Origin of the sequence: Thermoanaerobacter ethanolicus JW 200, from assembly GCF_003722315.1 — a bacterium.
Classification (GTDB): Bacteria; Bacillota; Thermoanaerobacteria; order Thermoanaerobacterales; family Thermoanaerobacteraceae; genus Thermoanaerobacter; species Thermoanaerobacter ethanolicus.
The window spans coordinates 179829-193727 of sequence record NZ_CP033580.1 but is presented as its reverse complement, the minus strand read 5'-3'; the positions used below and the strand labels follow the sequence as shown (position 1 = coordinate 193727).

The window sequence follows — 13899 nt, the reverse complement described above, 5'->3', positions numbered from 1 at the left end:
GGATGGAGAAATGAAAAAAATCAAAGTAAAGGCCTATGCTAAAATTAATTTATCTTTAGATGTATTAGGAAAGAGAGAAGATGGATATCATGAAATTTCTACAATAATGCAATCAATTGATTTGGCTGATATTTTGGAGTTTGAAAAAAGCGACACAATCGAAATTTTGTGCGATAACCCAAAGGTGCCTGTAGGAGAAGATAATTTGATAGTAAAGGTTATTAATCTTTTGAAAGAAAAATACCAAAAAAAAGAAGGGATATTAGTCAGGCTTAATAAAAAAATTCCTTTAGCTGCCGGCCTTGCTGGGGGAAGTGCTGATGCTGCTGCTACAATTGTGGCATTAGACAAATTATGGAATTTGAATATGTCAAAAGAAGAAAAAAAAGAAATTGCTCTGAAAGTCGGAGCAGATGTTCCTTTCTGTCTGGAAGGTGGGACAAAGCTTGCGAAAGGCATAGGGGAAATATTTGAAAATTTAAAGGTTCCCTCTATGAGTTTACTTCTTGTAAAACCTGATATTGAAATTTCCACAAAAGAAATTTATGATAAATGGGACAGACTTAATTTTAAAAGTCACCATGCTACTTTTTTAGTTGCTCAAGCTATACAAGAAGGAAACATATACAAAATTGCAGAAAATATAAAAAACGATTTAGAATTGGTAACTTCTCGGGAATGTGAAGTTATTAATCAAATAAAAGAGGAATTGCTTAAAAAAGGCGCATTAGGATGTGCTATGTCAGGTAGTGGTCCCACTGTTTACGGAATTTTTGACGATTTAGAAAGACTTAAGAGAGCTTATGAGGATTTAAAAGAAGTTTACAGTTTTGTGTTTTTTTCAAAAACTATAGATAAGGGGTTAGAATTGTATGAATGATTTTCTTCCATTGGAAAATTATAAACCGCTAAGAGATGTAGTTTTTGATTACATGAAAGATGCCATAATTACAGGCAAGTTAAAACCTGGAGAGAGACTTATGGAAGTTCAGCTGGCAGAAAAGCTGGGAGTAAGTCGGACTCCAGTGAGAGAGGCGATTAGAAAATTAGAACTTGAGGGGCTAGTTGTTATGGTTCCTCGAAAGGGAGCTTATGTGGCAGATTTGGATGCAAAAGACCTTTTGAATGTTTTAGAAGTAAGAAGTTCGTTAGAAGGATTAGCTGCTTCCCTAGCTGCTGAAAGGATAACGGATGAAGAAATTGATAAATTAAAGAAAATTGTAGAGGAATTTCAAAAAAAGATAGAAGAAGGTGATAATGAAGGGCTAGTGAAGTTGGATAAAGAATTTCATGATTTAATTTTTACTGCTTCACGAAATGACAAATTAATTCAAATAATGAATAATTTACAAGAACATGTACACAGATTTAGAGTTAGGTATATAAACGAAGAGAAAAAAGCGAAAAAGATACATCAAGAGCATAAAAAAATTACAGAAGCTATCGAAGCAAGAGATACAGATGCTGCAAGAAGATGGGCAGAGAAGCATATACGCAATTTCCAGACAGAGGTTGTAAAAGACATAAAGTATTTTAGTTACAAGGAGTGATTTGAGTGAATGCCATAATTTTGGCCGGCAGTACTAAAGAGGACAAATTGCCTGATAAAGCTTTTGTTAAAATAAATGAGAAGTATATGGTCTCTTATGTAATTGAGGCTTTAAGAGGTTGTGATAAAATAGATAAAATTGCAGTAGTTGGAGATCCCGAAAAACTTAAAAAAGTAGCAGGGATAGATGTTATCATTGAACAAGCTGACAATATAATGGACAATGTTTTGAAAGGAGTAGAGCCTTTTAAAAATGACAAAAGAGTCTTGATTCTTACTTGTGATATTCCTATGTTGACTAAAGAAGCTGTTTGCGATTTTATTGAAAAGTCAGAGGCTACAGGAGCGGACTTATGTTATCCTATTGTTAGAAAAGAAGATAATTTAAAAAAGTTTCCTGAGGCTAAAAGGACTTATGCACGGGTGAAAGAAGGAGTTTTTACAGGTGGCAATATTTTTTATGTTAACCCTGGAATCATAGATAGATTAATAAAAGATGCGAAACAATTTATAGCTTATAGAAAAAAACCATGGAAATTAGGAAAATTATTAGGAGGAAAGATATTATTTTTATTTTTAATAGGGAGACTTTCAATTTCTCATATTGAGAAAAAAGCAGAAGAGTTATTTAACATAAAAGGAAAGGCTATCATATCTAAATATCCAGAAATAGGTAACGATGTTGATAAAGAAGAAGATGTAGTAATGGCAACTAAATATCTTAGTCAAAAATAGGCATAGGCCTATTTTTTTTGTATATTTTTCTTCTGAGTGCAAAATATATATTCAGAAGGTGATGGTATGTATAGTTTACTGCATTTTGTAAGACAATACTTTACTGTTTATATGTTTGCTAATGTATTCATTGTAGGGATTTATGAAGCTTTTATAGAGCCTAAATTTTTAGAGAGGAAAGGATTAGATAGGGATTCTAAGCTGTGTAAATGGATTGGATTGTTTTATATTTTTATTGGGATAGTTGCTATTATTTTACGAACCTTTTTTCCTATGTAAGGAGGAGAATATGAGATTTTTTGATAAGATATTTGGCAAAAAAAACGATAAAAAAGAAGAAAAAAATGGTACACTAGCTTCAAATAGTCTTAAGGTAAATTTAGATTATATAAAAAATAAATTAAAAGATTGTGATGATGTAATATATAGAGATATTTGGGTGGGAGAAAACCAGCAGTATAACCTTGCAATTGTATTTATAGACGGGCTTGTGGATAAAGACCTCATAAATGACCATGTACTCCACTCTTTGCTTTTGGATTCAAGACAAGCAGACCCTTCTATTGAAAAGATAAAGAGAAATTTGTATGAGGTCATAAAGAAAGGGACTATAACAGGAGGAGACATAAAAGAGATTACAGATTTAGACAAGTGTATTTTGTCAATTTTGAGTGGAGACACTGCTTTGCTTTTTGATGGTTCTCCTGAAATAGTCATCATTTCTAGTAAAGGATGGCAGATGAGGTCAATTTCACCTCCCGAGGCAGAGACGGTTGTAAGAGGACCGAGAGAAGGGTTTACAGAAACAATAAGGGTTAACACTGCTCTTGTAAGGAGATGGATTAGAGATCCCAAGTTAAAAATAAAGCAGATGCAGATTGGAGAAAGGACTCATACAGATGTAGCAGTGCTTTACATAGAAGATATTGTCGATAGGAATGTTTTGAATAAAGTGATGGAAAGGCTCAAAAATATAAAAATAGACGGTATTTTTGAAAGCGGGTATATAGAACAATTGATTGAAGAAGATTGGCATTCACCATTTCCTCAAGTTTTGAGTACAGAAAGGCCTGACAAGGTTGCAGCTTCTCTTTTAGAGGGAAGAGTGGCAATTTTGACAGATAATACTCCTTTTGCTCTCATAATACCTACTACTCTCGCTACTCTTTTTCAATCGCCTGAAGATTATTACGAAAGGTGGATGATATCTTCACTTTTAAGAATTTTGAGATTTCTTGCAGCAATCGTCGCATTAATTTCGCCTGCTGTTTACATAGCTTTTACAGCCTATCATCCAGGCCTTATACCGACTAAATTGACTTTGTATGTTGCAGCAACACGACAAGGTATGCCTTTTCCTGCCTTTTTTGAAGCTTTTATTATGGAAGCGACTTTTGAGCTTTTAAGAGAGGCAGGAGTTAGACTTCCCGTACCTATAGGGCAAACTATTGGCATTGTAGGTGGTCTTATTATAGGACAAGCTGCTGTCCAAGCGGGTATTGTAAGCCCATTGATGGTAATAGTGGTAGCCGTTACAGCTGTAGCTTCTTTTGCAATACCCAGTTACAGCGCTGCCATTGCTTTTAGAATGCTAAGATTTATATTTATGATTCTTGCAGCTGTTTTTGGTTTGTATGGTATAATGTTGGGATTTATGATAGTTCTCACTCACTTGGTTGTTTTAAAAAGTTTTGGAGTTCCTTATCTTTCTCCTTTTGTGGAAATAGACCTAAGTGACCTTGCGGATACTTTAATAAAAGCTCCTATAATGTATTTTAAAAACCGACCAGAAATTTTAGATACTCCTGATAGAAAAAAGATGAAAGATTTAAGAGAAGAAAAAATAGAAAGCATAGAAGACGATAGGAGAGACAACAATGATAAAAAACAATGATAAAATCTCTGCAAATCAAGTATCAATATTGCTTTTCACTACTATGGTAGGAGCTGGAATATTAAGTCTTCCTGCAGATGTTTCCAAAGAGGTAGGACCTAATGGGCTTATAGCTATCTTGGGAGGAGGAATAGCTTCTCTTTTTTTTGCAAGGCTGATACTTTATCTATCTTCTAAATTTCCTACAGAAACTTTTGTCGAATATACCGGTAAACTTATAACAAGACCTATTTCTATTGTTATAAGTATTATACTTGTTTTTTACTTCACAATATTTGCAAGCCTTGATGTAAGGATTTTTGGGGAAGTTTTGAAAATATATCTTTTGCCAAGTACCCCTATTGAAACGATAATTATTACAATGCTTTTTACTTCTGCCTATTTAGTGCGATATGGACTTGAGCCAATTGCACGAATGTCAGAAATTTTGTTTCCCATAATAGTGATACCTCTTGTATTACTTTTTTTACCGACTTTAACTGATATAGATTTAAGTAATTTTCTTCCATTTATGAGGGTTTCATTAGTTAAGTTTTTTAAAGGAATGCTTGTGACTACATATAGTTTTGTTGGCTTTGAGATATTGTATTTGCTTTTTCCATATATAATTAATACAAACAAATTGAAAAGAAGTGTCAATTCAGCAATAATCTCTACGATGTTGTTTTACATGTATATAACTTTTTTTGTAGTTGGCATATTTGGATACAAGGAAACAAGGGAACAGCTGTGGCCTTTTTTGACCCTCATTAAATCTATTAATTTTCCTGTGTTTTTCATTGAAAATGTAGAGGGAATTGTAATGGGAATATGGACATTCACCATTTTTACTTCTATTTATTCTTTTCACTATTTTGCTACTTTGGCTCTTTCAAAGCTTTTAAAGACCAGAGAACATTCTTATTTTGTATTGCCGGCAGTTCCTATAATGTATTTAATGGCTTTAATTCCCGATTCTATTGTTACAGTTTATAAATATGCGGGATATGTTTCCCAGTACATGTCAGTGTTTTTTATAGCTATATTGCCAATACTATTGTTTATTATTTTAAAAGTTAAAAGATTAGGTGATAAAGATGAAGAGAAAACTTAAAATAGTGATATTATGGGTTTTAATTGCTCTCATGTTGACAGGCTGTTGGGATAAAATTGAAATAGAAGACAGGGCTTTTGTGATGGCAATTGGTATAGATTTATCTTCTTCGAATAAAAGATATGTTGTGACTTTTCAATTTCCTAATGCTGCTCAAATTACAAAAGGTACCAGTGGCGGTGGAGGAGGAAGTGAAAAGCCAAGTTTTGCTGTTTCAGAAGTTGCTGATACGATTTTTTCTGCTTCCCGTCATATAAGTACAAGAATTAATAAAGCGCTGTATTTAGGTCATACACAAGCTATTATTTTTGGCAAAGACGTAGTGGAAAACAAGGATAAATTTCAACAAGTTTTAGATTCTCTTGACAGGAGTTATGAATTGAGCCGTAAAGTTTACCTTCTTGTAACTCCACAAAAAGCTCAGGATATTCTTCTAAAAAAATACGAGATGGAACCAAATACAGGAGCTTATATTAGAGATATATTCAAACATTACAACTTGACATCAAAATTTCCAACAATTGACTATAATAAAATTACTAAGTCTCTTCATGAGACGAACGGCAATGCGATAATCCCAAAAATAATTGCAGGAAAAGATGAAATTAAAATAGCAGGTTCTGCTATTATTAAAAATTATAAATTAGTAGGTTGGATGGAAGATGATGAAAACATGGGATATATGTGGCTGACTGGTCTTGTGAAGGGAGGAGATATTTCTATAAATATGCCAGGAGATGGAGAAGAAATAAAGGTTCCTTTTAATATTTCAAATGTTATTAGAAGGCGAGATGTTAAAGAAGAAAATGGGAAAATTATTTATAGAGTTAAACTGGAGGTGGAAGGAGATATAACGGAATATACTTTTGAAAAGCACGGAGAAATGATGAAAGGTGACTTGTTAAACGTCATAGAAAGAAAAACTAGTGACGAAATAAAGAAGATGACACAAAAAGCTATAAATAGATTTCAAAAAGAATTAAAAGTAGACATGCTAGGTATAGGAGATTATATTGAAAAATATCATCCAAGTTTATGGGAAAAGGTGGGGAAAGATTGGGATAAAATTTTTCCGGAGGTAGAGATAAAAGTAGATGTTACTTCTCATGTCCGAAGGATAGGGCTTTTCAGGTAGAAGGGTATATTTTTTAATATATTTGGTAATACTTTAGTTAAACTAAAGATTTGTGATGGAGGATAAAATTATGAAAAGGTTAATTGCATTGATGGTATTAGCAATTATTATAGCAGCAAATTTTTATGGAGCTAAAGCTTCTAATTTGCAAAGAGAAGACCTATCCCGCAAATTAATAAGGTTTCATGTGATTGCCAACAGCGATTCCGAAGAAGACCAGGAATTAAAACTTAAGGTTAGAGATGCTATACTTGTTGATTTAACGCCTAAATTTGAAAAAGTAAAAGATGTAAAAGATTCGGAAAGGATTATAAAGCAAAGTATTGAGGAGATTAAAAAGGTTGCAGAGGAAGTAATTCGTAGAGAGGGTAAGAATTATGATGTGAAAGTTGCCTATGGCACCTTTGATTTTCCTACACGGTATTATGGAACTATTACTCTTCCTGCGGGGAATTATAATGCGCTTAAAGTAGTTATCGGAAACGGAGAAGGTAAAAATTGGTGGTGTGTAATATTTCCTCCCCTTTGTTTTATTGATGTTACCCACGGGTTTACAGATACACAAACTGCAGAGGAAGTGGCTAAATATCTTTCTCAAGATGAAATGAAACTTATTGAGAAAGAAAAACCTAAAGTTAAATTTAAAATAGTTGAAATTATAGAGGAATATTACAATAAATTTAAAGTGGCATGGAAGGCGCCTTAAAGGGCGCTTTAATTTTTTAAATTAAAAACAGCGTATAATACTTTTACTACTACAAAAAATATTTACAAACACCAAAGAAAAGGAGGTTCAAAATGAAAATAGATTTTATTCTCCGCATAAAGATTATAATAACAGTTTTGGCTATTTTTATAACAGCAGTTTTTGAGTATGCGGCTTATGATTTGACCAAAACAGCTATGTCTAACCTTTATTGGGGAAATACAGGTAGTGATGTTGCAAAAGTGCAAGCACGGCTTAAAGACTGGGGATATTATACGGGAGCTGTAGATGGATTTTTTGGGGTTAGAACGTGGCTGGCAGTTCGGAAATTTCAAGCATATAATGGACTCAGAGTTACTGGAATTGTAGATGACGATACAAAAGTAGCTTTAGGTTTTACAACTACTGCTCAAGATTTAGCGGCTTATCAGGCTTCTTCCTCTGTCACCACAAATGACGATGTTTACCTTTTAGCAATGCTTATAAATGGAGAAGCGAGAGGGGAACCTTATATTGGAAAAGTTGCAGTTGGAGCTGTGGTGATGAATAGAGTAAGAGACCCGAGGTTTCCAAAAACTATAGCAGGTGTTATATTTCAACCTGGGGCTTTTTCTGCAGTAGATGATGGTCAAATGTGGCTACCTCCTACAAATGACAGCATAAGGGCGGCAAGAGATGCAATTGCTGGATGGGACCCTACTGGTGGTGCCTTGTATTATTACAACGCTGCGAGAGTGACAAGTTATTGGATATTTAACAGGCCAATTATAACCCAAATAGGCAGCCATATCTTTGCAAGGTGAGGTGAAAAAATGTTAAAACGAGGCTTGACGGCTTTTGCTTTAATTTTAATATTAATCCTCGGAGCATGGGGATATAGACAATATATTGAGAAAATTTCTTATCACAGGTATTTACAAGCACAATATGATAGGTCTTTTTATCAATTGGTGTCTAACGTGGAGAACATCGAAACTTCTATGGGAAAACTAATGGTAGCTTCTTCAGATAAAACCACTATTCCTATTTTAGATGAAATATGGAGGGAAGCTTTTTCAGGGCAAGAGCACTTAAATCAACTTCCTATAGGGCAGCCTGAAATAGATAATACTTCAAAGTTTTTGACACAAATTGGCGATTACGCTTACAGTCTTACAAAAAAAGTTGCTTCAGGGCAAAAATTATCACAACAAGATTTAGCAACCCTTACGAAATTACAGAATTATGCGGTATTTTTAGGTAAAAACTTACAAGACTTAAGAAAAAAAATTCAAGGTGGATATGAACTTGGAAACTTACGTCAAAAAGGTACACAAAAAATGGGTGAGATTGATAGTAAAATTTTAAATGTAAAAATGAGTAGTGTCAATCAGACTATGACAAATTACCCTACTTTGATATATGACGGCCCTTTTTCTGAAAGTTTAGCAAAAACTACACCTAAAGGTTTAGTTGGGAAAGAAGTTTCTTACGATAGAGCTTTACAAATAGCAAAAGATTTTTATGGAAAGCCTGTAGAATCACAAAACAAGTATAGTCCTAACAATGGAAAAATAAAAGCTTATGGGATAGAATTAAAATCTCCAGGTAAATTGCCTGTTTATATAAATGTCAGTCAAAAAGGTGGATATGTTGTATGGATGATGGACCAGAGAAGTGTGAATAAAATAAATATTTCTCAATCACAAGCTTTGCAGTATGCTAAAAAATTTTTAGAAAAACACGGTTTCAAAAACGTGGAAAGTACTTATTCTATGAAGGCGGATGGTAGTGTACAGTTTAATTTTGTTCCTGTACAAGATGAGGTATATTTGTATCCAGACATTGTCAAAGTGAAAGTGGTACTTGACAATGGTGACATAATCGGATTTGACGCTACAGCTTACTACATGAATCATACGGAGAGAAAATTAGAAAAGCCAAAACTTACGGAAAAAGAAGCGGAGCAAAAAGTAAATAAAAACTTAAAAATAGAAGGAACAAAATTAACACTCATTCCTTTGGAGGGCGGAAAAGAAGTATTGGCTTACGAATTTAAAGGAACATACAAAGGTGATACATTTTACGTGTATATAAATGCATTAAATGGAAATGAAGAAAAAATTTTAAAGGTTATAAAAACAGAACATGGAGATTTGACCATGTAGTCCATAACATAAAAGTGCTTTTAAAGGCGCAAAATAAGTGTAGGGCAAAAGAAGGAGGGGATAAAAATGGGTAGACGCAGAGGCTTAATGTCTGACCAACTTAAATATGAGTTGGCTAAAGAACTCGGCGTTTACGACACAGTAATGAAGGAAGGTTGGGGAAGTGTTTCTTCTAGAAATTGCGGTAATCTTGTAAAACTTGCAATCGAAAAAGCAGAAAAAATGCTTGTAGAAAATTATAACAACGGAAATACCACCTTCTAAATGCCCACCAAGCCGGGGAAGAAAAACTTCTTCTTTCCCGGCTTTAAATTTATAAAATAAAATTTTTCTTGAATACATATTCTTAAAAGAGTAGAATAAAGATAATGTAAGAAAAATTAGTGGAGTGTGAGAGAATGGCGAAGAAGAAAATAGCTGTTTTATTTGGTGGACAATCGGGAGAACATGAAGTCTCTTTAATGTCTGCAAAGTCTATAATAAACAACCTTGATAAAGATAAATACGAGATTTACATGATAGGTATTGCAAAAAAAGGAGAATGGTATTTATATAGAGGAGATGTAGAAAAAATAGAAACCGGAGAATGGGAAAAAGAAGGAATTCCTGCAACTATGGGAGCTTCTACGAAGTATAGAGGAATAATAACTTTCGAAGACGGAAAAAATGGTTTTTATCCTATAGACGTGGTATTTCCTGTTTTGCATGGACCTAATGGAGAAGATGGGACTATACAAGGGCTTTTAGAATTATTAGATATACCTTATGTAGGAGCTAATGTGCTTTCTTCTGCTTTATGCATGGATAAAGTTTTTACAAAAAGGATTTTTAAGGAAGCGGGGCTACCTACACCTGATTTTGTAGTAGTATATAGAAAAGAGATTGAAGACTTAGAAGCTATAAAGAAAAAAGTTGAACACTTGGGATATCCGTGCTTTGTAAAACCTGCTAATTTAGGTTCTAGTGTTGGTATTACCAAAGTCCACAATGAGGAAGAACTTCCTGGGGCCTTGAAATTAGCTGCAAAATATGATAGAAAATTGTTGATAGAAAGAGGAATAGATGCTAGGGAAATTGAATGTTCCGTGCTAGGTAACGAAAATCCGCAAGCCTCTATTGCAGGAGAAATTGTTCCTTCTAATGAATTCTATGATTATAATGCTAAATATTTTGATGGGGGTAAATCTCTTCTCTTAATACCTGCACCACTTCCAGATGAAAAAATGGAAGAGGTAAGACAATTGGCTATAAAAGCATATAAGGCGTTGGATTTGAGAGGTATGGCGCGAGTAGACTTTTTGATGGATAGAAACACAGGTACCCTTTATCTAAATGAAGTTAATACCATTCCTGGGTTTACGAAAATAAGCATGTATCCTAAACTGTGGGAAGTAAGTGGAAAGCCGTATTCAATATTATTGGACGAACTTATAAACTTAGCGATAGAGAGCTATAATGAAAAATGTAGGGAATGGTGAGAAATAAGGGAAGAAGGGGAGAGGTAATTGAAAAAAGCGATTATATCTGTAAAAGGTACTCAAAAAAACGATCAAAATGAATCTGATACAATAGAACTTATTACAGAGGGTAGTTTCTATATTAAAGGCAATATCTTTTATGTAGTATATGAAGAAAGTGAACTATCAGGAATGGATGGAACTACTACTACTTTAAAAATTACAGAAGACAAAGTCACATTATTGCGGTTTGGCACTAACAAATCGAAAATGGTTTTTGAGAAAAACAAAAGATACGAATCGGACTATGATACTCCTTATGGGAAAATTCCTTTAGGAATACTGCCAACAGATGTAAAAGTGGCTATGTCGGAAGCTGGCGGTGAGATTACTATAAAATATGCTCTTGACCTTAATAACAAGACTGTGAGCAATAATGAACTATACTTAAAAGTGTGGGAGGTAAACTGATTTGGAAAACATTATACAAAAAGTAAAAGATGAAATAAAAGACATGGTGACTACCGCTATAGAGAATTCTGTAAAAGAAGGTTTGATGAATATAGAGGTTATTCCAGAGATAGAAATAGAGGAGCCAAAAGAAAAACAACATGGTGACCTTGCAATAAACACAGCAATGGTAATGGCAAAGCAGGCTAAAATGCCCCCTAAGAAAATTGCGGAAATCATTGTTTCAAAAATGGACCCTTCAAATACTTTTATAGAAAGGATTGAAATCGCAGGACCTGGCTTTATCAATTTCTTTTTGAAGGATAAATTTTTGGAAGAAACTTTAAAGCTCGTTTATGAACGAGGGAAAGATTATGGACGAGTAAACATTGGGAATGGCAAGAAAGTACAAGTGGAATTTGTATCGGCAAATCCGACGGGTCCTATGCATATGGGAAATGCAAGAGGCGGTGCTTTGGGAGATGCCTTGGCGTCAGTACTTGACTATGCAGGATACGATGTTACAAGGGAATTTTATATAAACGACGCTGGAAATCAGATAGAGAAGTTTGGATATTCACTTGAGGCAAGATACCTGCAATTATTGGGTATACCGGCTGAAGTGCCTGAAGGGGGCTACCACGGAGAGGACATAATAGATAGAGCGAGAGAGTTTTTAGAAATATATGGAGATAAATATAAAGATGTGCCATCAGAAGAGAGAAGAAAGGCACTCATAGAATATGGACTTAAGAAGAATTTAGAAAAAATAAAAGAGGATTTAGCTCTTTACGGTATAGAATATGACGTGTGGTTTTCTGAGCAATCTCTTTATGACAGCGGAGAAGTGTATAAAGTAATTGAAGAGCTTAAGCAAAAAGGGTATACTTACGAAAAAGACGGGGCTTTGTGGTTTAAAATGACATTATTTGGCGCAGAAAAAGACGATGTATTAGTTAGGTCTAATGGATTTCCTACCTATTTGGCTTCTGACATAGCCTATCACAAAAATAAATTTATAACTCGCGGATTTGATTGGGTTATAAATGTTTGGGGTGCGGATCACCATGGCCATGTTGCTCCTATGAAAGGAGCGATGCAGGCACTTGGCATAGACCCTGACAGGCTTGACGTTGTTTTAATGCAGCTTGTGAAACTCATAGAAGGCGGTCAAGTTGTTAAAATGTCCAAAAGGACAGGCAGAATGGTGACACTACGAGATCTGATAGATGAAGTAGGAAAAGATGCAGCAAGATTCTTTTTCAACTTAAGGTCTGCAGACAGTCCCATTGATTTTGACCTTGACTTGGCTAAAGAGCAATCGAATGAAAATCCAGTATTTTATGTGCAGTATGCCCATGCGAGGATTTGCTCCATAATAAGGCAGTTAGAAGAAGAGGGTGTAAAGATAGATAATATAGATGAAGTAGATTTAAGCCTTTTAAAAGAAGAAGAGGAAAAAGAATTAATTAAAAAATTGGCATATTTCCCTGAAGAAATTACTATTGCTGCAAAGACATTGGCACCCCACAGAATTACGAGGTACGTACTTGATGTAGCATCGCTTTTCCATTCTTTTTATAACAGTCATAGAGTAAAAGGCGTAGAAGAGGATTTGATGAAAGCAAGGTTTGTGCTCATATTAGCAGTAAAGACTGTTATAAAGAACGCTTTAGATATATTGAAAATAACAGCACCAGAGAGAATGTAAAAGGCGGTTTTTCCGCCTTTATTTTGTGGTATAATATGGTTAGGAGGTGTTAATTTATGAATATAAAATGGTTGGGACATGCCTGCTTTAAGTTGACATCTGAGAAGGGTACGGTCATTGTCACAGACCCTTTTGATGAATCAGTTGGGTACCCTATGCCAAATGTGAAGGCAGACATTGTGACATCTTCTCATTCCCATTTTGACCACAATTATTTTAAGGCAGTAAAGGGAAACTTTGATATTGTTGACACAGTAGGAGAACATAATATAAAAGGTATCAACATAAAAGGTGTAAATACATTTCACGATGACGAGCATGGTGCAAAAAGAGGTAAAAATATAGTTTTTGTTTTTGATATTGATGGAATCAGAGTCTGTCACATGGGAGATTTGGGACATGTTTTAACAGAAAAGCAAGTTGAAGAAATAGGACCAGTTGATGTTCTACTAATTCCTGTTGGAGGCTATTATACAATTGATGCAAAACAAGCGGTAGAAGTGATGAACCAGTTAAAGCCTAAAATAACTATACCAATGCACTATAAAACGGAGTTTATTAATTTCCCTATTGATACTGTAGATAACTTTTTGGATATGACAGGTGGCAAAAAGATTTTATCCACAGAAATGGGTATTACTAAGAAAGATCTAGAAAGTGAACCAAAAGTAATTGCTTTAAATTATCAATATTCTGTATAAATTAAAATGAAGTAGAGTTCCTTTGTTTTCACTAAGAGCTTTAGCTTAAACCAAAAAAGTGGGTATCTCATTTCTTTTTAAATTTTTTTAAAAACAAATGAATATAAAAAGACAAAAAGGGCAATATAATAGTGTAAGGTTCGTAATGGTTGAGCCAAGATCATCACAGGACGCAAGTTCTGTGATGGTCGGCCAAAGATTGGTATTCGATCAAAAGGTCGGATGCTAGTCGGCGGGCAGATTATAATATGTCCATGTAGAGCCTTAATTTTAAGGCTAAAAAGGATGTATTATAGTCGAGCTAAGACTATTATAGGTGCC

Annotated in this window: 15 protein-coding genes; all 15 read left to right on the top strand. The window is 34.3% G+C overall.

The window, feature by feature from the left end; all coding sequences use genetic code 11:
- The first annotated feature begins 10 nt into the window (after positions 1 to 10).
- The 15 genes from ispE to EB239_RS00995 all read left to right on the top strand — a co-directional run bounded on the left by ispE (position 11) and on the right by EB239_RS00995 (position 13578).
- Positions 11 to 880 (top strand): 4-(cytidine 5'-diphospho)-2-C-methyl-D-erythritol kinase, encoded by an 870-nt coding sequence (ispE, locus tag EB239_RS01065; RefSeq protein WP_003870430.1) that lies wholly within the window; start codon positions 11 to 13, stop codon positions 878 to 880.
- Positions 873 to 1550 (top strand): GntR family transcriptional regulator, encoded by a 678-nt coding sequence (locus EB239_RS01060; RefSeq protein WP_003870429.1) that lies wholly within the window; start codon positions 873 to 875, stop codon positions 1548 to 1550. The genes ispE and EB239_RS01060 overlap by 8 nt, the downstream gene beginning before the upstream one ends.
- Before the next feature lie 5 nt (positions 1551 to 1555).
- Complete coding sequence (locus tag EB239_RS01055) at positions 1556 to 2284, top strand: nucleotidyltransferase family protein (protein ID WP_003870428.1); 729 nt, start codon at positions 1556 to 1558, stop codon at positions 2282 to 2284.
- 66 nt (positions 2285 to 2350) lie between these two features.
- Positions 2351 to 2563 carry a CLC_0170 family protein gene (locus tag EB239_RS01050; RefSeq protein WP_003870427.1) on the top strand — a complete coding sequence of 71 codons (213 nt, stop codon included), beginning with the start codon at positions 2351 to 2353 and terminating at the stop codon, positions 2561 to 2563.
- A gap of 10 nt (positions 2564 to 2573) precedes the next feature.
- On the top strand, positions 2574 to 4178 hold the full coding sequence (locus EB239_RS01045; protein WP_003870426.1) for a spore germination protein: 1605 nt from the start codon (positions 2574 to 2576) through the stop codon (positions 4176 to 4178).
- On the top strand, positions 4162 to 5271 hold the full coding sequence (locus tag EB239_RS01040) for a GerAB/ArcD/ProY family transporter (protein ID WP_003870425.1): 1110 nt from the start codon (positions 4162 to 4164) through the stop codon (positions 5269 to 5271). The genes EB239_RS01045 and EB239_RS01040 overlap by 17 nt, the downstream gene beginning before the upstream one ends.
- Complete coding sequence (locus EB239_RS01035) at positions 5255 to 6406, top strand: Ger(x)C family spore germination protein (RefSeq protein ID WP_003870424.1); 1152 nt, start codon at positions 5255 to 5257, stop codon at positions 6404 to 6406. The genes EB239_RS01040 and EB239_RS01035 overlap by 17 nt, the downstream gene beginning before the upstream one ends.
- A gap of 70 nt (positions 6407 to 6476) precedes the next feature.
- Positions 6477 to 7112, top strand: coding sequence for a stage II sporulation protein R (gene spoIIR / locus EB239_RS01030; RefSeq protein ID WP_003870423.1), 636 nt, complete (start codon positions 6477 to 6479; stop codon positions 7110 to 7112).
- A 92-nt stretch (positions 7113 to 7204) separates the two neighbouring features.
- On the top strand, positions 7205 to 7915 hold the full coding sequence (gene sleB, locus EB239_RS01025) for a spore cortex-lytic enzyme (protein ID WP_003870422.1): 711 nt from the start codon (positions 7205 to 7207) through the stop codon (positions 7913 to 7915).
- Positions 7916 to 7924: 9 nt separating this feature from the next.
- Positions 7925 to 9259: a germination protein YpeB gene (gene ypeB / locus EB239_RS01020; protein ID WP_003870421.1), complete on the top strand. Its 1335-nt coding sequence runs from the start codon at positions 7925 to 7927 to the stop codon at positions 9257 to 9259.
- Positions 9260 to 9325: 66 nt separating this feature from the next.
- The gene (locus EB239_RS01015; RefSeq protein WP_003867630.1) at positions 9326 to 9523 is read left to right on the top strand and encodes a small, acid-soluble spore protein, alpha/beta type; all 198 of its coding nucleotides are present in this window, start codon (positions 9326 to 9328) and stop codon (positions 9521 to 9523) included.
- Between the two features lie 134 nt (positions 9524 to 9657).
- Positions 9658 to 10737, top strand: a complete 1080-nt coding sequence (locus EB239_RS01010) for a D-alanine--D-alanine ligase family protein (protein WP_003870420.1) — start codon at positions 9658 to 9660, stop codon at positions 10735 to 10737.
- 27 nt (positions 10738 to 10764) lie between these two features.
- On the top strand, positions 10765 to 11187 hold the full coding sequence (locus EB239_RS01005) for a DUF1934 domain-containing protein (RefSeq protein WP_003870419.1): 423 nt from the start codon (positions 10765 to 10767) through the stop codon (positions 11185 to 11187).
- Between the two features lies 1 nt (position 11188).
- Positions 11189 to 12877 (top strand): arginine--tRNA ligase, encoded by a 1689-nt coding sequence (argS, locus tag EB239_RS01000; protein ID WP_003870418.1) that lies wholly within the window; start codon positions 11189 to 11191, stop codon positions 12875 to 12877.
- 56 nt (positions 12878 to 12933) lie between these two features.
- Positions 12934 to 13578: an MBL fold metallo-hydrolase gene (locus EB239_RS00995; protein ID WP_003870417.1), complete on the top strand. Its 645-nt coding sequence runs from the start codon at positions 12934 to 12936 to the stop codon at positions 13576 to 13578.
- The last annotated feature ends 321 nt before the right edge of the window (positions 13579 to 13899 follow it).